At 42.2% G+C, this 18,813-nt stretch carries 17 protein-coding genes; 12 read left to right on the top strand and 5 right to left on the bottom strand.

What is annotated here, in order from left to right; all coding sequences use genetic code 11:
• Nucleotides 1–141 precede the first annotated feature (141 nt).
• The 4 genes from H6F44_RS13455 to H6F44_RS13440 are packed head-to-tail and all read left to right on the top strand — an operon-like array spanning nucleotide 142 to nucleotide 3,525.
• Nucleotides 142–702, top strand: coding sequence for a hypothetical protein (locus tag H6F44_RS13455; protein ID WP_190351518.1), 561 nt, complete (start codon nucleotides 142–144; stop codon nucleotides 700–702).
• Between the two features lie 40 nt (nucleotides 703–742).
• Nucleotides 743–1,150, top strand: a complete 408-nt coding sequence (locus H6F44_RS13450) for a hypothetical protein (RefSeq protein WP_190351516.1) — start codon at nucleotides 743–745, stop codon at nucleotides 1,148–1,150.
• 38 nt (nucleotides 1,151–1,188) lie between these two features.
• On the top strand, nucleotides 1,189–1,830 hold the full coding sequence (locus H6F44_RS13445; RefSeq protein WP_190351515.1) for a hypothetical protein: 642 nt from the start codon (nucleotides 1,189–1,191) through the stop codon (nucleotides 1,828–1,830).
• Nucleotides 1,831–1,875: 45 nt separating this feature from the next.
• A complete protein-coding gene (locus tag H6F44_RS13440) occupies nucleotides 1,876–3,525 on the top strand; it encodes a DUF3828 domain-containing protein (protein ID WP_190351513.1) in 1,650 nt (549 codons plus the stop codon).
• Nucleotides 3,526–3,655: 130 nt separating this feature from the next.
• Here H6F44_RS13440 and dnaX read toward each other — a convergent pair whose 3' ends face one another.
• A complete protein-coding gene (gene dnaX / locus H6F44_RS13435; RefSeq protein WP_190351511.1) occupies nucleotides 3,656–5,965 on the bottom strand; it encodes a DNA polymerase III subunit gamma/tau in 2,310 nt (769 codons plus the stop codon).
• A 287-nt stretch (nucleotides 5,966–6,252) separates the two neighbouring features.
• Here dnaX and H6F44_RS13430 point away from each other — a divergent pair, with 287 nt between their 5' ends.
• The 5 genes from H6F44_RS13430 (at nucleotide 6,253) to H6F44_RS13410 (ending at nucleotide 9,728) form a co-directional block, all read left to right on the top strand.
• Nucleotides 6,253–6,903 carry a Mo-dependent nitrogenase C-terminal domain-containing protein gene (locus H6F44_RS13430; protein ID WP_190351509.1) on the top strand — a complete coding sequence of 217 codons (651 nt, stop codon included), beginning with the start codon at nucleotides 6,253–6,255 and terminating at the stop codon, nucleotides 6,901–6,903.
• A 15-nt stretch (nucleotides 6,904–6,918) separates the two neighbouring features.
• Nucleotides 6,919–7,536 carry a DUF3611 family protein gene (locus H6F44_RS13425; protein ID WP_190351508.1) on the top strand — a complete coding sequence of 206 codons (618 nt, stop codon included), beginning with the start codon at nucleotides 6,919–6,921 and terminating at the stop codon, nucleotides 7,534–7,536.
• Nucleotides 7,537–7,762: 226 nt separating this feature from the next.
• Complete coding sequence (locus H6F44_RS13420; protein ID WP_190351506.1) at nucleotides 7,763–8,689, top strand: XDD3 family exosortase-dependent surface protein; 927 nt, start codon at nucleotides 7,763–7,765, stop codon at nucleotides 8,687–8,689.
• 174 nt (nucleotides 8,690–8,863) lie between these two features.
• Nucleotides 8,864–9,244 carry a hypothetical protein gene (locus tag H6F44_RS13415; RefSeq protein WP_190351505.1) on the top strand — a complete coding sequence of 127 codons (381 nt, stop codon included), beginning with the start codon at nucleotides 8,864–8,866 and terminating at the stop codon, nucleotides 9,242–9,244.
• A 100-nt stretch (nucleotides 9,245–9,344) separates the two neighbouring features.
• Nucleotides 9,345–9,728, top strand: a complete 384-nt coding sequence (locus H6F44_RS13410; RefSeq protein ID WP_190351529.1) for a pentapeptide repeat-containing protein — start codon at nucleotides 9,345–9,347, stop codon at nucleotides 9,726–9,728.
• Nucleotides 9,729–9,794: 66 nt separating this feature from the next.
• Here the strand turns inward: H6F44_RS13410 and gyrB are convergent, their stop codons facing one another.
• Nucleotides 9,795–11,717: a DNA topoisomerase (ATP-hydrolyzing) subunit B gene (gene gyrB, locus H6F44_RS13405; RefSeq protein WP_190351527.1), complete on the bottom strand. Its 1,923-nt coding sequence runs from the start codon at nucleotides 11,715–11,717 to the stop codon at nucleotides 9,795–9,797.
• A gap of 224 nt (nucleotides 11,718–11,941) precedes the next feature.
• Between gyrB and ruvC the strand changes: the two genes are divergently transcribed.
• The 3 genes from ruvC (at nucleotide 11,942) to H6F44_RS13390 (ending at nucleotide 14,223) form a co-directional block, all read left to right on the top strand.
• A complete protein-coding gene (ruvC, locus tag H6F44_RS13400) occupies nucleotides 11,942–12,409 on the top strand; it encodes a crossover junction endodeoxyribonuclease RuvC (protein WP_190351503.1) in 468 nt (155 codons plus the stop codon).
• Nucleotides 12,410–12,480: 71 nt separating this feature from the next.
• Nucleotides 12,481–13,518 carry a glycosyltransferase gene (locus H6F44_RS13395; RefSeq protein ID WP_190351501.1) on the top strand — a complete coding sequence of 346 codons (1,038 nt, stop codon included), beginning with the start codon at nucleotides 12,481–12,483 and terminating at the stop codon, nucleotides 13,516–13,518.
• A 3-nt stretch (nucleotides 13,519–13,521) separates the two neighbouring features.
• Nucleotides 13,522–14,223, top strand: a complete 702-nt coding sequence (locus H6F44_RS13390; RefSeq protein ID WP_190351500.1) for a M15 family metallopeptidase — start codon at nucleotides 13,522–13,524, stop codon at nucleotides 14,221–14,223.
• A 53-nt stretch (nucleotides 14,224–14,276) separates the two neighbouring features.
• Here H6F44_RS13390 and H6F44_RS13385 read toward each other — a convergent pair whose 3' ends face one another.
• From H6F44_RS13385 to H6F44_RS13375, 3 genes are all read right to left on the bottom strand, one after another.
• A complete protein-coding gene (locus tag H6F44_RS13385; RefSeq protein ID WP_190351497.1) occupies nucleotides 14,277–15,413 on the bottom strand; it encodes a glycosyltransferase in 1,137 nt (378 codons plus the stop codon).
• A 44-nt stretch (nucleotides 15,414–15,457) separates the two neighbouring features.
• A complete protein-coding gene (locus tag H6F44_RS13380) occupies nucleotides 15,458–17,638 on the bottom strand; it encodes a GumC family protein (protein WP_190351495.1) in 2,181 nt (726 codons plus the stop codon).
• A 380-nt stretch (nucleotides 17,639–18,018) separates the two neighbouring features.
• Nucleotides 18,019–18,786, bottom strand: a complete 768-nt coding sequence (locus H6F44_RS13375; protein ID WP_190351493.1) for a hypothetical protein — start codon at nucleotides 18,784–18,786, stop codon at nucleotides 18,019–18,021.
• Nucleotides 18,787–18,813 lie beyond the last annotated feature (27 nt).

The following is an 18,813-nucleotide window of genomic DNA, read 5'->3' as shown; positions in this document are numbered from 1 at the left end:
GTTGGATAACATCATAGATATTATTTTTTTAATTTATGGCTTCTAGTTTAACAAATTAGGAGCGCTTTTTTCTGATTATTTTCTATCGTTCAACACTTCTGGTATTTGATGTAATTGATAAGGCTAAACTTCATGAACTTTATGAACTTTATAAATAAAAACAAAGTTTTACTCACTTCTTTGAGTTTAATAGTTAGTTTGGGTGGGGTAAATGTTTTAGAGGCGATCGCTGGGACATTTTCAATTAAGGCAATTTCCGCTCAAATAGCAAGAAGAACAAATGTCCCAATTTTGTTGCCATCTGAGCAAGTGGTTGAACAGTATAAGTTTGATAGAAGCGAAAGCATTTATACTTTCTTAGATACTTACTCAGATACTGACTACAGTGTTCGTTTTAATAATCGTCCTGGAGAGGTGGGTAATGTTGCATTTCGTTTTTCAGTTAGCGCTAAGCGGGGCAAAGATTTTGAAAAACCTCGTCAAGATCCAGATCCCAGATATGCAGCTACTATAAAGCAGGTCAAGTTGTCTGGCAATTCCAACGGAATGCTTACAAGTTGGTGCGGTGGAACGGCTTGCTGGACTAAAGTACAATGGAAGTCAAATGGGGTTTTGTATGACGTTACGGCAAAACAAAGGCAGCCTGAGACGGCATTGGCGATCGCCAATTCGGCAATCAAAAGCGGTAATCGGCAGCCCTAGTCAAACATTCGCCTTTTAGCAAATATAGAAATATAGAAAAATGAAAAAGTTGATCGCTTTAATACCTTCTATCATGTTGCTCTTGTCGGCAAATCCTGTGCAAGCAGGAAGAACTGAGCCACAACCTAAACCCTGTTATTTTTTTCGTGGAGAACAGTTAGAACTGCGGCAGACTTGTATCTATGAATCAACTTCTTGGGCTGGAGGAGGGGTGAGTAAATTAGTTTGGAAAGATGGTGTAGTGACTACCATGAAATGGGGACTCCAGGGGCGAGGCGAGAAAACTTGCAATGGAGAGATGAGTGTTGATGGTGTTTGCGCTCGCGGTTATTATCGTCATCCCATATCGTTTGAACGTATTTCTAGAGAAACTATGGAGCGGATGAATAGAAATGATCAAAATGTGATCAATTGTCTCCAAATAGGGCGTAATTCTGTGTGCTATTAGTTTCTGAATATACTAATTTAGGTTGCTAAGTGAATTTTATGATGTTTGCTAAAAATGTTTTGTTAGGTTCGTTGAGTTTTGCTACGGTTTGGATGGTAGGAAATTGGTCAGGGGCGATCGCGCAAGTTCCATACTCTAGTCGATACCTATCCAATCAAGAAATTAATTCTCTTGAGCCTGAATTTGAGAGAGCAACTAAATTTATGAATGCTTTTTCTGGTGAAGCTTTGCGTACTTACTCAACGCAAATTAACCGCATTGTAAATGCGTGGCAGAAAGTTGATCCTTCTATGCCAAATTTTGCCCCATTTCTTGGTACTTGGACATATATGGATGATGTTTCTCTCCACATCTACCCTTCTCAAAGAAAGGGGCGAGTTTGTGTAGTTGAAGCAGTCCTCGGCTATCCCCCTGCTTATAATTTTGGAACAGTTCAGGGCGGCAGACTTGTGTCAGATGGAGAGCTAGGAAAGGTAGTTATTACCAGAAAAAAGAGTAACCGCACAAAAAACAGTCAAGAAGGAGTATTTCTTGCTAAATACTCCTTTAGTAATGGAAAAAGATCAGTTCTACCATTACATTTCCCAAGACACTTAGGACTCAATGACTTCAGGGGGATAGGAAAACTGGATAAAGGTCGCTTTACTCAAATGGGCTGCACAACATCTTTATCCCCTTAATACTAGTTTTTTCATATCATCACAAATATCAAAGAAGTTTACATCATGTTTAATTCAAAAAATCTACTAATTGGTTTAGTTGCTACTTCTATATCTTTCAGCATGGGGAATATTACAGAGGCGATCGCTCAAGTTTCCAACCGATATTTATCTGATCAAGAAATCCGATCGCTTGAACCAGATTTTGATGTGGCAGCGTTGGGATCAAGTCGCGTTAGAGCTTATACAGATATACGATCAGCATCAGAGATTACTCAAGTCAATAACTTTGCAAATGCTTGGGCAAAAGCTGATCCATCTATTTCTCCGTTCTTGGGGATGTGGTCGGGATGGGAAGAAAGCTATAGCTTTTATCCATCGCAAACTAAAGGACAAATATGTGCTGTCCTGACTTTCTATGACGAAGGTGGGACAAAGCAGAAAATTAGTATTGGTAGGGTCACAGGGGATAAATTACTAGTATCTGGAGATTTTGGTAAAACAACATTTATTAGAAAGAAAGGTGGCTTAATAAGGAAACAATCAGGGGTTGCTGTTCCAGATCAAAAAACTGATATTATTGCCCAATACACAACTGTTGGGAGTAGGAAATCAGTCTTCACATACATATTCCCAACAAGGTTACAAGAAATCCGTGACAGAAGATTTGCAGATTTAGGATGTACAGCTTCTCTACCTTCTCAAACTCAGACTCAATCTCCTACACAAAAACATCCTTCTGAATCCATTGTCTTTGATTTTTATACTTGGTATTTTCAAAACAGTGATACTTACCGCCGTACACTATCGCAGAAGAGGAGGGCATTTACTCCAGAGCTCTACAGAAATTTAGATAGAGCTATTCGTATAAGTGAGATGCCTCGATGGAGTGGCATACTTAACTTCGATGTGTTTTCTAATGCTCAAGTTGGAAGCTATTCATTTCAGATCGATTCAGTTGCTCCTAAACAGGATTCGGCTGAAGTATATGTTACTCTCCAAACAGGGCTTGGATATAGCAGAAGAAGACCTAATCCAATTAAAGTTTTAGTCTCTAAAAATAATAATAGATGGCAAATTGCTGACTTTGTTTATCTTAGAGACAGCCCGAATATCTATAGTTTGATGTCTATTTTAAGAGGTATCAACCAAAGACAAGATTTCAATGAGATACCGTGGGGGAATCACGAAAATACACCTTCTGCTCCATCTTCTTCCACTCCTGTAAGACCAACAGATGCGATCGCCAAATATCCTACCAACGAAGATTTCAAGAAAGTCGATCGCATTTTACGGGCATCTAGGAACCCAGCAAGCTTAGTTAATCTCAAAGGCAACCAACAAAATCAACGACGCAAATTTCAGAGAGAATGGGAAAGTCGTAACCCTGCCGCCGCCAAATTTTTAGGTAGTTGGTACACAGGCAATAAATCCTTTTATGTCTATCCATCCACAGCCAAAGGCGGAACCTGTGTCGTCACCAAAGACTATCAGGGAAATTTGACCATGCAAATTGGAACCGTACTCAACAGAGAATTACGCTATGGCGGCGGTAAAGGCTTCTTCTGGATTGATCGCGAAAATATCGTTGCATCTAGAGACTCAGGCAATGGCGATCTTTATCCCATCTATGCCACCTCTGAAGTACCAGAACTTCCAGCCAGCATCATCAGCGACATGGATCGTCAAAAGTGCATCACCACTTTACCCTTTTAAGCAGACGCAAATTATTACAAAGAACATGGCGATAGATTTGCCAAGCTTGGTAAAAGAAGATGACGCAATTTCCTACTGTCGTAAAGCTTTAGAGCTTTTCCGTAAGCAAAATTCATTTGTCCAAATATGCCTAGCTATCTTCCAAATCAACAATTTGCCCATTAAAGAACTCTGCCACATTTCTAATCACCATATCCTCTGATGACAGTGGAGTGAAAGCGGGACTAGGAGAATGACCTTGGGAATTGTTTGCAGAATTACTAACGGGAGGATTGGGCGGAATTGGTGATGAAGATTGGGGAGGATAAGGCGAGGATGGTTGGGGATTGGGTGGATTGGGATTAAATGGTGGTGGTGCGATCGCTGCACGATTTACAGTAGGTGGGTTAGGCGTTGGGCTAGTTGTGGTTGCGACAGCATGAGGATCGCAGCGAAAAGCCACCTTGACTGACCTTTGCAGGACTCTAGAAAACGCAGACTCTAATTCATTCCGCTTCTCTTTGGCATGATTTTCAATTTGGTTACTCCGTTCCACCGCAAGACATATTCTCACAGTTTGATGTTCAATACCCATCACAAACGCTTTCATAGTGTGAATTAGTAAAGCTTTGGTCGATGGTTGCATGATCGCAAGAACATTCTGCCAGACTTGAGCGAGGTCATAGCCGATGCCAGCAAAGTCTTCAAGATCATCATCTCCTGAGTATAATGGAGTTTCAGAAAGAGGAGGAGTTTCTGGGTTGAGAATAGGAGCTGCGCTAATTGGAGAAGGGCTGCTGACAGGGGTGGTTGGAGTTATTGGCGCAACTGATGGTGCAACTGATGGTGCAACTGATGGTGGCGCGGCGATCGCTGGTGGAGTCGCAGCAGGTAACGGATTATTTGGACGTTGGGCAATGGGTGGGCGATTAACATTCAGTGGAGGCGCGATCGCGGCTTGATGGGATTGCATAGGGGCGATCGCTGCCGATGGCAATAAACCCATGAGCGTAATTTCTAACCAAAGTCGTGGTTGAGTGGAGTTGCGAATTTGGAATTCTGCCGATCGCAAGTGTTGTTGACCATGCAGGATTTGGGGAATGGCTAAAGCTTGGGCAAGCTGCACTAGGCGCTGCCAACCGTCACTAGTCATCGCCACTAAGTCACTGCGATCGCTGGCGGTTTTGGCAATTAATAAATCACGATAGACATTGGCGAGGTTCTGCAACACGATCAAAGGTTCGCGACCGCGATCCATAATCCTGCGCCCATAGTCGATGAGGTCAGTGGCATGATCGCTGGCGATCGCCTCCACCAGTGACAGTAAGTCCTGTTCTGGCACTGAGCCGACCAAATCCCAAACCGCACCGACATTAATTTCGCCATCCACCAAACTCAATTGATCCAGCAAAGATTCCGCATCCCGCAGTCCCCCCTGCGAGATCTGTGCCACTAGAGTAATTGCTTCTAAATTAATATTAATATTCTCATTCTTTGCAATCTTCCCTAAGTGCTGTACCATCGCATCAAGGGGAATGCGCCGAAAGTCAAAACGCTGACAACGGGAAATAATAGTCGGTAATACGCGCTGTGGATCGGTGGTGGCAAGGATAAAAGTAACGCGATCGGGTGGCTCTTCGAGGGTTTTTAAAAGGGCATTGAATGCTGCGGTACTTAACATATGACAGTTATGCACTAACAATCCATTCGCCACAAAATTATGATTATCCTCAACCTCAATGTCATAAACTCTTTCTTCACCAACGAGGGTTACAGATTCGACCCTCTCCACAGGCACAGGTGACAAAATGCTCATCCCAGCTTTGATGTTGCTTGCTTTGATCCATCCTAGGTGAGTCCTGATTAGGTGATTGCCTGTACATTGAATAGACTGCTGATTGGTTTTAATAATTAAAGTTGGTTTAATGCCACGATCTAGCCAACGCAAAACTTTTTTGTACTCCCATTTTTCAGTCTGCTCGTCATAGCTTAAAACCTGTTTGCCTAACAAAGATGGATCATCTAAACGAATTAAACCGAGATCAGTCTGCACAAGGGTATCCCCCGTCAAACATTCGTCAATAATATAGACCTTAAACCTTGCCTTGACTGGGGCAAATTGGGCACGTTCGATCAACTCCCGAATGTTATCAACGCCTGTATTGCTGGCAGCGTCAATTTCCGTAATATCGAGGGCATTGCCATTGGTGATGCTGTGGCATAGCTCACACTTGCCACAGGGGTGAGGCGTGGGATGGTCAAAACTAAGGCAATTGAGCGACTTTGCCATGATCCGCGCACTAGAGGTTTTGCCAGTGCCGCGTGCGCCTGTAAATAGATATGCAGGAGCGATCCGCTTAGTATTCAGCGCATTTGCTAGGGTATGGGCGATCGCCTCCTGTCCGACTAGATCTGTAAAGGTTTGGGGGCGATATTTGTGGTGTAACGGCTCATAGCCCATAGTATTCAAACAATGATTGAGCAGTGCTAATCAAGTATAGCTGTCGCCCCTTACATTGCAGCGCAAATCACCCAATTCCCAATCATGAAAAACATGGAAGGCTTTGCTTTGTATAGCGCTTAATGGTTTTCTTATGATTCGCCATCCAAGCAAAATTCCAAGCAAAATTCTAAGCAAAATTCTAAGAAGAATTGCCTAGCGGATTGTAGCGCTGCCACTCGCTTCTTAGGATTTAAAGTTGTATGATCTATACAAACCATTGACCGATTGTCACTAACCGATTGGCTATGAAAACACAACATTCACCCTATACCTCAACTCAAATCACAGCTTGGCTGCGTGGACTCATGAGTGTCGCCCTTGCCGACAATGACTATAGCGAGCAAGAACGCACCTTATTCGATCAACTCAGCCATAGCGAAGAGTTAGAAGAAGGTGCAAACTTCTCCGATTACCCTCCAATCAGCGCCGCAGAGTTAGCGGATGGGTTGGGCAAAGATCCTGCGATCGCGCAGAATTTTTTGAGAATGGCAGTCATGATGGCACTGGCGGACGGACAGTACACTGATAGTGAGGACCAAGTGATTCAAGAATTTTCTAGAGCGCTCCATCAAGAGATCACAGCCATAAATGAGCTGAGGCAAAAACTACAATCAGCAGCACACCATGAAGAACATCACCCCGATCTGCTCAATCCTGTAAAAGATTGGCTCGATCATCTCGATATCCACGATGCCAAACTCGCAAATTTGATCTGTAAAGTTATTCCAGCCCAATGCCCCTTTGAGCGTGATGTTAAGCTATTTGGGCGTAAAATTATGCACATCCCCGCCATGTGCGAAATCAACCCACTCTACGATCAACTAGTGGGTTTGCGCTTTCGAGCGCTCAATTACTTGGCGGATAGAGGCGAAGATGTCACAAAATATTGCCAGTAAAACCTAACAAATCCCATGCCCAGAGAACTTAAAAATACAAACAAAGATGCCAACGGAGACAATAACCTAAGTGGTGTTTCACCCAATGTTTTACGGGTGATGGTTTCATTTCGGCGGTGGGGCTGGACGGCTTTTTGGACGCAGGTGGTGCTATGCGTGATTTCATCGGTGGTGCTAGTGCAGTTAGTTTTTTTAAAGGGAAATCAAACAGGGCTGCCCACTGGTGCTGATAGCAACCCAGCCACTTTGCCAGGCTTAAGTTTTGCTTGGGCAGGGGTGGCAGTATTAGGGGCAAGTATTTTTTGGAACTTTCGCTATACGCAGATGGCGGAAAAGTTGCGATATCCCGATCGCCCCACTAAAACCCAAACTATTTTGCAGATCAAAATCGGCTTAATCATCAATTTAATTGGGATGTTTGTGACCCTAATCGGCTCTGCCGCAATTATCGGCTCACTGACCCTGCGATCGCAACAGGGTGTATTTGCTGGCTCTGGTAATTTCAACCTGACGATTCAACCCCTCGACTTTCAAATTATTCAGGCAAGCTTTAATATTATTTTCGCCCATTTTGTGGGTTTAGTCTCATCATTATGGCTGCTCAATCGCGCCACCGATAAACCTCGCGACTAATACTAAAAGAAAGAAGAAAGCGGCGCTTTCTTCTTTCTTTGGATGTTTAATTTAGCGCAAATAGCCAAACTAATAACTAAAAAATAACTATTTGATAACCTAAGTTAGTATCTAACTCTCGACAAAATACCTATGCTCAATTCTGTTAATTAAATTTATGTAGACCAGTTGTTCATACTCTAGGCTTAAGGCTTCTGGATTTGTGAATGCTGGGGAGCAGGGAAACATGAAAATTGCATTTGTTCAGAAAATAGCTTCAGCATTATTACTCTCCCTAGGTGCTTTAAGTGTAGGTTTACCTGCTCAAGCTAGCACCCTCATCAATGGTTGGCACTATGCTAACGATGATCAACTTTACGATGGATCGGGTGGAGTAAGCGGTAACGCACTATTTAGCGGTACTAGCCGCTATGATTTCTACGGATTTGGCTTTAAGCAAGTTGGACAGGAACTTTTTGTTGGTATCAATACTAGCTATGTTGCTGGTGCTAGCGGTACGATTAACAATGTCGGTTATGGCGACCTGTTCTTAGATCTTGGCTATGACAACGGCAGCACTTTTAAATCTGCTCAAGGCTCTTTATTGGGTGTACGTTTTGCCTTTAACGATTCGGCAGTGGGCAATGGCGTATACACAAATGTTACTGGCAAGAGCGTTGCTTCAACCAATAGTGGCTATGCCAAGCTGAACGATTATAACAAGAAAGTAAAGGCTGATAACGATAACAAGAATTTGCCCGACCCCAACTCTAGATTTGGGGATTTGACATGGAGCAATTCCTATTTCGGTGACTATACTAAAAACACTTCCGTTGCTGTTCCCAATGTAATCGCAACTGGAACTAAGTACACTGGCGGTAATGTACGCTCTCTCAGCCCTGCTGACCTAGCCGCATCCATGTTTCCCACCAATGTTAATATAGCCTCCAGCAATAAGCATATCTTCGGCTTTGCTTTTACATTGCCTGAAGATGTTCGGGGAATGTCCTTCCTCGCCACCCTAGGTTTTGAGTGCAGCAATGACACCATCTCTGGCTATGTACCCACTAGACCCGTACCAGTACCACCTGCGATCGCTGGTATTTTGGTGGCGGGTGCTGTTGGTGGCTGGCGCATTAGGCGCAAGCAACAAGCTAAGGCTAATCAAGCATAGTCAAAAAGCAAAAGAGAGTTGCGGCACGAAGTGCCGCAACTCTCTTTTCGGTTCTAAAAAAAAATACTCCTGTCAGAGATTCTAAAGCGCAAAATGGCTATGCCACTTTGCGCTTTGATGTAAAACCGCTATAAGATACAGACATACTACTAGTATTTAATATATTTTATAACCGTGAATTATTACTTTCCAGCCGATCCGCCTTATTTTTTGTTTGCTGTTTCACTGATTGCTGGTCTTGCCTGTGGGCGATCGTTTGAAGTCACCCTACGCAATCTGGTGAATGCTTGGTCTGTGAGCAAGTCATCGCGCACACTCCTCGAACTCAAGAGCTTCAGCATCAAAGTTCCCTACTTAGGCATGACCATCAGCATTGCCATATTTATGGCAACTGGGCTTGAAGTATTTGGCTTACCAACTTTGTTTGGTTATGTTGTTGCCTTACCGATTACTTTGGGAATTGCGCTATTGGTATGGCGACAGTTGGGACAAATGTTAGTCGAATTAGATCGTGGTGGCTCTGCGGCGTTAGATTTAGATTCCTATGAAGGATAACCGATAAAAAACAAAGGTGTTTTGCAGGCTGAACTTTGTCAAATTTGCAGAACACCTTTGTACTATTTTATATTAATTAATATTTTGAGTGAAGCGATTAATGGATGCTAGTGAGTTTTTGCGGCTGTATCGGTCAGGACGGAAAACATTTGCTAATGTCGTGATGGTGGGAATTGAACTAAACAATATTGATCTGCATAAGGTTGACTTTAGCCATGCACTGATGAATAAAGCAAGTTTGGCTGGGACTAAGTTATGCCGAGCTAATTTGGTGGGGGCTGATCTTAGTTATGCCAATTTGAGTGATGCAGATTTGCACCGCGCCAACCTGCGCCACGCTAATCTTAAGGGAGCAGACTTGCGTAGGACTGATTTGCGAGATGCGGACTTAAGGGGTGCAAATTTAAGCTGGGCAAATTTGCAGGGGGCTTTGTTGGTGGGCGCTTTGATGACTAATACTAATCTTTATAATGTGAAAAAATAAGCAGCAAGGCAATAAAGAACTTAACTCTTTTTTGCCTTGTTAATTTACATACCTTGGCGCTTTAAATTAGATATCCAGCTCTGCAAGGGCAAGTTTAGAACCATAGGTTTCAATAAATTCACGGCGTGGCGCGACTTTATCGCCCATCAAAATTGTGAAAATGCGATCGGCTTCGGCAGCATCTTCAATGGTTAGTCGTTTTAGCGATCGCGTGGCGGGGTTCATGGTGGTTTCCCATAGCTGTTGCGGCATCATTTCACCCAACCCTTTAAAACGCTGAATGTTGTAGTTGGCGTTAGCAGGGAAAGTGGCGATTAATGTTTGTAAGTCGCGATCGCTGTAACAATATTGAGCATTTTTGCCACGCTCAACTTTGTAGAGCGGTGGGCAACCGATATAGATAAAGCCGCGATCGAGCAGTTCCCTTTGATAGCGATAGAAGAAGGTTAGTAACAGGGTGCGAATATGCGCTCCATCCACATCAGCATCGGCTAACAGAATAATCTTATGATAGCGCAGTTGCGATTCATTAAAGTCCTCTCCTTTAATCCCTAAACCGCAGCCAGTAATCAATGCCTGAATTTCATTGTTTTTATAAATCTTGCTGTCATCGGCGCGTTCAATGTTGAGAACTTTACCGCGCAGTGGCAAGATTGCCTGATAGTGGCGATCGCGTCCTTGCTTGGCCGAGCCCCCCGCAGAGTCGCCCTCAACGATGAAAATCTCTGATTCTTTAGGATCGCGGGAACTGCAATCGGCGAGTTTACCTGGTAAAGTTGAAGACTCTAAAGCTGATTTACGGCGGACTAGCTCACGGGCGCGGCGAGCGGCTTCGGCAGCATTAAAGGCTTGTAGAGCCTTCTCAATAATGGCGGTTGCCACCGCAGGATGGAACTCTAAATATTCATTGAGAACTTCACCCACAAAGGAATCGACAATACCGCGTACTTCCGTATTGCCCAGCTTAGTTTTAGTCTGCCCTTCAAACTCTGGATCGGCAACCTTAACCGAGATCACCGCCGTTAGACCTTCACGGACATTTTCTCCCGCCAGATTAGATTCGTTTTCTTTAATCTTTTTAAGCTTTCTGGCTGTGGCATTCATGGTGCGGGTGAGGACTGTTTTCAATCCTTCCAAGTGCGTACCGCCATCAATGGTGCGGATATTATTAGCAAAGCCCAGCACATTGTCATTGTAAGAATCGATGCACCATTGCAGCGCCACTTCCACCACCACATTATCCCGTTCGCCATTGACGTAAATAATGTCAGGGTGAATTGGCTCCTTGTCGCGGGTCATGTAGGCAACATATTCCCGAATACCGCCCTCATAGCAGTAGATATCGGTGCGAACTTCTGCACCTCGGCGATCGCTGTACTCAATTTTGACCCCTGCATTGAGATAGGCAAGCTCTTTCAGCCGCCCTGCGAGAATGTCATATTCAAATTCAGTTTGGGTCGTAAAGATTTGTGGATCAGGCTTGAAATGTACCTGTGTACCACGCCTTGTTTCGGTGCTTTTGGTAGGGATGAGTTCGGTAACAGGAAAGCCGCGCTCATATCTTTGGGTATAGACCGTATCCAATCGCCATACCGATACTTCCACCCATTCTGATAGCGCATTAACCACAGAGATCCCTACACCATGTAGTCCACCTGAGACTTTGTAACCACCATCGCCAAACTTACCACCTGCATGGAGAACCGTCAGTACAGTTTCGAGGGCAGATTTACCAGTTTTGGGGTGAATGTCGATGGGGATGCCGCGCCCATTGTCAGAGACGCATACGGAGCCATCGGGCAGTAGGTCTACTAGGATGCGATCGCAATGTCCTGCCAGCGCTTCGTCAACGCTATTATCAACGACTTCAAAAACAAGGTGATGTAATCCTTTAGGTCCTGTTGTACCGATATACATCCCAGGTCGTTTACGAACCGCTTCTAGCCCCTCAAGTACTTGGATCTGATTAGCATTGTAAGTTTCTGTAATGGTCTCAGGCATGAAGGTAAACAACTCCAGAGTTTTAGATCGCTTGTTAGATGGCGCTTTTAGGATGTGTTTTGAAGTAAGACTCAAAAACACTCTGCCATTATAGCTTAAAAGCCTTACAGATATATCAAAACCATCTTAGATTAAACTTTTATACAAGCCTGTATGTAGCCAAAGATTACAGTTACTACTGCCATGCTCATTTTTCTGCTAAAATTATTTGCATGAAAATTTTAGGCATTGATCCAGGTTTAGCGATTGTTGGGTTTGGTTTGATTGAGGTGGAAAAGCCTAACGCACCAAAACTTTTAGAATTTGGCACGATTGTCACACCCAAGCAAACACCCATCGGCGATCGCCTGAAAACGATTTATGAAGATATGCACACGCTGATTGAGCAGTTTCAGCCACAGGTGGTGGGCATGGAAAAATTATTTTTTTATCGAATGGGCAATTTGGTTAATGTTGCCCAAGCGAGGGGCGTGATTGTGTTGGTGCTAAATCAACAAAATATTGAGCCAATTGAGTTTTCGCCGCCGCAGATTAAGCAAGCGCTAACGGGTCATGGCAATGCAGATAAAAATGATGTGCAGGAGGCGGTCAAGCGGGAGTTGAGTCTAGATAGTATTCCGCGCCCCGATGATGCTGCCGATGCGATCGCGGCGGCACTGACCTGTTGGCTAATAGCCTAAAAAATTAAAGAATAAAATTATATCTTCAGACTAAGATTATTACCGAAAACCTCAACAGCCCATATTTATCGATGAGAAGACTATACTTTCTGCTTCCTGGAACTACAAGTAAGTTTAGATGTGGAGGACTGTGGGCAGAGCTAAAAACCTTAGAAATTGCCAGCAAAATCTGTCCTGCGGAAGTCGTCACCTATCGCCAACGACAGCCTGAGTTGCTGTGGCTCGATGAGCTATTAAGGGACTCATTGGAGAATCTCAAAGATGCGATTTTTGTGGTCAGTTGGGGTTTTGATGTGCCGAAGCTAATCTCAAGGCTGAAAAATTTAAATGTGATTTACCATGCCCATAGTTCTGGCTATGGCTTTGACCTACCTGCCTCAGTGCCAATTGTCACCGTCAGCCGCAATACCCTTGGCTATTGGGGACAGCGATCGCCCCATTCACTGCTTTATTATTTACCCAACGAAATTTCACCCAAGTTCCAGAATATCGCAGGCGATCGCGACATTGATGTTTTAGTGCAGTCGCGCAAATCATCGCGTTACCTCATAGAGCAGTTGATTCCTGCTTTGCGATCGCAATGTCGCGTTGAAGTAATTAATTATTATGTGGATAGTTTAGAAACGCTTTTCCACCGTACCAAGGTTTATCTCTATGATTCTGCGGAATATTGGGCAGTGCAGGGTGTGACCGAGGGGTTTGGACTGCAACCCCTAGAGGCGATCGCCTGTGGTTGCCAAGTCTTTTCTAGCGTCAATCATGGACTATCGGACTATCTCGACCCTGCTTTTAATTGTTATAAAATTGCAGGCTATTCTCAAGAATTTGATATGCAGCGTATTCTGAAGGTCATTGAGCGGTTCAATCAGGGCGATCGCCACATATTTGCAAATTCCCATTTATTAGCCGAATTATTAGCCGAATATCGTACCGAAAATATCATTAGTCGGTTAAAAGTGATTCTTACGGAAATCAATGAATTCTTTGATCACAGGCAATCGCAGCGCCATCATATCCCCGATCTCAATACATGGCAAATCCTAAAATTGCGATCGCAAAGAGTTTATGCCAAAATCAGCCAACGTTTGCATAACGGATCAAGTCGCTAAGCAATGAAACCATATCAAACAGTCCCGATCGCTGAGTGCCACGAGCCATTGGTGCAGATTCCCGATCATTTTTTTAAGATCAATCCCCACCCATACATAGCGCTGGGCGCACCCTATGGCGATCAGTCTCCTTTTTTTGTGCGCCAAGGCATTCTCGAAAGATTGCAAAAGTCCCAAATTTATTTACAAACCCTGCATCCCAATTATCAAATTGCGATTTTTGATGCCTATCGCCCAATTCCTGTGCAGCAGTTTATGGTGGACTACAGCTTCGCTCAATTAGCGGCAAGTAAGGGATTGCCAATAGATAACCTTACAGAGTTACAAAAAGATTTGCTAATGACGGAAGTGATCAAGTTTTGGGCAGTTCCTAGTAACGACCCACAAATGCCACCCCCCCACAGCACAGGTGCGGCGATTGATGTCACTTTGTTTAATGCAGAACTTAATACAGAACTGCTAAATATGGGTTCTCCTATTGATGAGATCAGCGATCGCTCTTTACCAGATTATTTTGCTAGCTCCTCTCACCCCCAAGCATTCGCGTTTCATCGCGATCGGCAGTTATTAAATGCAGTAATGACCCATAGCGGTTTTGCAAGACATCCCAATGAATGGTGGCATTTTTCCTATGGTGATCAACTATGGGCTTGGATTAGCAATAAGAATCTCGCAATTTATGGTAGAGCAAATAGTGCTTGCTAGGGACGACACATCTAGCAAGAATAGGCAATATCAAGCAGATACTCTTATCAATTCTACCAGCCTTCAACTCTATAAAACCTATGTCTTATTAGTTGATAAGCGTAACCGACACAATGGGCGATCGGCATTGTTAACAAGACTACTCCACAGGAAAACCAAAGAATAAGGAATGACGGTTTGGCATTTGCATCACCACGCCAAATTTCTGCACTAAAAGTTTTACGGAATTGCCAATTTAGTCGGAAGCTATCTAAAAACGTCAAGCAAATTCCACATAAAAACAGGATTTCGATAGGTAAACCAAGTTGGGGAAATGACAAATCAATAACTAGCATCAATACAGCGAGACTAATTACTGTAAAAGGTATAATCCCTCTAATTTGTGATATCCAAGGATGTTTGCTACTTGTTAAGTAACGACCTCGACCATATTTAAAGTACTGTAATAACAGAGCATTCCAAGTTTTTCGGGGATAATACCAAGTTTTAATTTTTTTACTTTGATAGATTGCCCTTGGATTTCTACTAATTGATTTTGGATTTATGTCTGTATCTTGATTTGTAACTTGTATATTATTAAATACTATTTTACTTAAGCGTAGATTTAAATCAAAGTCTTCATTAACTGGAAGTTCGGCGTAGGCTGTATTTGTTTTCGATAACTCCAATAAAGTGCTTCGCCAAAAACAACCCAAGTAGACTGTATCAACAAATCCTTCATAATTTGGATCGCGATAGCGCGCACCACCATTACCCAGAATACTTTTAGAAGCTAATGCTACTGCGGCTTGAAATGAATTTTTGGCTACAAATCTTTGAGCGCCACCAGCATTAAGAGCCTTAGTCTTTATCAATGTTTCTACAGATTGTTCTATATAGTCATGAGCATAATCTGAGTGGGCATCAGCTCTAAGGAAAATTTCTCCTTTACATTTTTCTATAATTATATTGAGTCCAGCCGATTGAATCTTTAAGTGATTATGGACAAACTTAACCCTAGAATCTTCTAAAGATAGTTCTTTTACTATGTTTTCTGTATTATCAGTACTACCACCATCAGCAATAAAGACTTCTATAAGATTTGGATAATCTGTAGCCAGAAATCCTCTAATTACTCTTTCTATGTGAGATGACTCATTATATGTAGGTATTCCTACAGTTAACGTGGGATAATTTGCATCTGTAAACATGATGGGTGACAAAAACTATTTAAGAAGTAGAATATTTTCTAGTATTACTTAGTTGATTCGGCGATCGCCTCTTTGTCTAAATAATAATCACGCCCATAGTAGTAATATCCACCATAGCTATTGTGATCACTAATGCCATTGAGCATCATTCCTAAAATAGGAATCTTAGATTGATCTAGTAGGGTTTTCGCCATCGCTACTTCTTCGGAATGCACTTGGCCAAGCCTCACTACCAACAATAAGCCATCGGTCAGCTTACTAATAACCAATGGATCTGCAACAGCCATTAAGGGAGAAGTATCTATAATCACGAAATCATAATTATTTCTGGCTTTATCAATCAACTCCTCCATAGAATGCGAATCTAACAAGGCTATGGGATTAGGTGGTGCGGTTCCCGCAGTCATCAGATCGAGATTAGGTAAAGGCTGAAAAATGCTATCCTGCAAAGAGGTTTGATTGATTAAAACATTACTCAAACCTTTGGAATTAAACACCTTCCAGATTCTATGCTGACGAGGACGACGCATATCAGCATCTATCAGCAGCACCCGTTTTCCCCTCTCGGCCATAACAGTTGCTAAATTTGCTGACACAAAGGATTTACCTTCTCCTGCTGTTGCACTGGTCACTAAAATCACTTTTAATTTTTGATCGGGAAGGCTAAAGTTGAGATTAGCCTGAACAATTTCAAATGAATTAGTTACAGCATGCGATCGCCTCAGTAAGGGTAAATCTTGGCTGCTATCTCCAATACTTTTACTGCCATCCGCAGTTATTAACGGGATTGCACCTAACAAAGGAAGATCGAGTAAAAGTTGCGCTTCTTCGATATTTTTGAGCGATTTATCCATCGATTCCAATACCAATGCAGTTCCCAACCCCAAAACAACTGCCAAAATCCCACCTAAACTTAAATTTAGAGGAACTATAGGAGACACAGCACGGGAGGGCAACAAAGCCTCCTCAACCAGTCTAGCGTTACCAACATTTTGACTCTCCAATATCTGCACTAACTGAAATTGTTTCAGCAGTTGTTCATAGGTTCCTTGAGCCACCGATAGCTGTCGCTGTAATTGAATCTGCTCCTGTTCCAATTTTGGCAAGCTATCTAAACGACTCCTGTTATTTGAAAATATTTTTTGTAGCTCTTCTAGTTGACTCCTTAATGCTAACCTTTCTACCTCCGACTTAACCAAGTCTTGAGTTAAAGATTGTGTCAGTAATCCTGCTTGACGATTTTGCTGAGGCAAGGAATTTGACCTCCCAATAGTTTGAGAAACCCTTGATTCTAACTCTTGTTTTAGAGCTTCCTCTTTGAGCATTAAACTCACAACAGTGGGATGTTGATTAGAATAAGTAGTTCTTGCTACTGCAATATCTCTTTGTATATTTTGGTACTCAGCCAGTGATTGTTGTACAGAGGCAGATTGTCCGATAGAGGTAAGGTCAATAGCCTCCTGAGTATTAAGTTGCATTTGATTTTGCAAGGACTGAGAGCGAGCCTCCACCGCAGCTAACTGACCTTGGATTTCATTAATTGTTGCATATAGTTTGCTCAAAGACTCCAGTCCAGATTCAGCTTCTACGTCTAAAGCCACCAAATTATTTTTTTCCTTAAAGCTGCGTAGATTCGCCTCGGCTTCCTTAACTTGATCTTCAACTTTGGGTAACTGACTAGATAGAAATTCTTTAGCAGCCCTTGCTTCAGTACGATTAGAACTAACATTACTATCTAAATAATGTTTGATCATGGTATTTACTACATTTGCAGCTTCCTGTGGGTCAGTACTCCTGTAGGAAATTTGGAGAACATCAGTTCCTCGGATTGTCTTCAAACTAAGATTCTTTAGAAAACTCTCAATAGCAAGTACCTCCCCTTGAGAATTTCTAAGATCCAATGAATTAATTGTTTTATTAACAATGGGGTATGAGCGTATAATTTCAGATTCAGTGTCAATAGGGTTACTGGTATTTGTTAAGCCACCCAACTCACCTACTTTGTCAGCCATGTTAGTAATTGACGAGAGCGACGAAGATGCATCTTTTTTAGTAAAAACTAATCTACCTTGGGACTCGTAAATCGGTTTTTGGATGAAAGTAACCATAGCCGTCAGCCCAAATATAGAAGCAGCAACAATTGATGCCGAAACCCAGCGCTTCTTCGCAATATACCAATATCTGGATAGATCGATTGATGTTTCTTGTTCTACAGGCATAGTCATAGATATTCTGTTCTCCAATATGTGCCAAAATTGCTGTAACCATATATCTCAGTTTATAACGACTGACATCTGAAAGCAATCTGATAGCAACGAATTATTTCAAATTATTTCAAATTATTTATTTTTGTCCTAGTATAAAAGCTAGACGTGAGATTCATCTGTCTAATTAATAGTCCCATTCCCTTATATTAAATAAAATTTACATCATAAACTATTTCCTGTCAAATTATTTCAAACCTATAGTATTTACCTCTCTTGTGAAGTGATAGGTAAGGTTTGAAGTAGGCTATATAGCCTATTGATAATGCCATAAAGCATAAGAAATAGTGATGTGCTACATTATACCGTAGCATAGATTTCATAGTTATGGCTGAGTTGATTTAGGATATTAGCTTTCTATAAAGCCAAATTGTACGATAGTATAGGTTCCAAACTAAGTCGTAGCAATCAAAATAAATATTTTTCCAAAAAGATGCTTTGCGGCGACCTGCTAAGTGATTTAATATTCTTTCATCTTCTAGCATTTTTAGACCTCGCCACATTATTTGCCCCTTAGAAATTAAATGAATATCTAAAAGAGGCGGATTAGAAAAAGTTTCAATAGGCAGAGCATAGAAGCGATCGCTTATCTTATTAGCTCTCTCTACCCCACCCCTCTTCTCGATATCCCAAGCTGTTTCGCCTTCCTTTAAAATTTTAAGTAAAGTTTCTTTTTTCCACAAAGCTACCGTCATCGAAATACGATAACGCGCTCCTTTAGGAATTTCTCCTATACCTTCTACTTCATTCACTAAAGCAGGTGGATTACATGGAATCAATTTAAAATATCCTGCATCTTTAGCTTGAGCTAATTGGATTAGCTGTACTAATCGCTCAGTATCTACAGGATGAGCAGGGGGACGATCTTCTACCCAAAAAATCACCCAATCATGGGGAATTAAGGACAAAGCTTTAATAAGGTTAGAGCTATAGTCCATATCTGGATTTATTAGCAAAGGTGATACGCGCTCATCTGAATACTTAAGAGTATTAGAAACTAAATAAATCGGGTAAGGACAGTCTGACCAGTTTTTAAAAAAGCAGTGGAAGAAAGGATGCCAAACATCCTGATACTTATCACAAGAAACCACCAAAATAGGTATAGTCATTTAAGATAAAATAAAACTAGTAATAAA

Origin of the sequence: Pseudanabaena cinerea FACHB-1277, from assembly GCF_014696345.1 — a bacterium.
Lineage (GTDB): Bacteria > Cyanobacteriota > Cyanobacteriia > Pseudanabaenales > Pseudanabaenaceae > Pseudanabaena > Pseudanabaena cinerea.
This window is presented reverse-complemented; position numbering and strand designations above follow the sequence as displayed.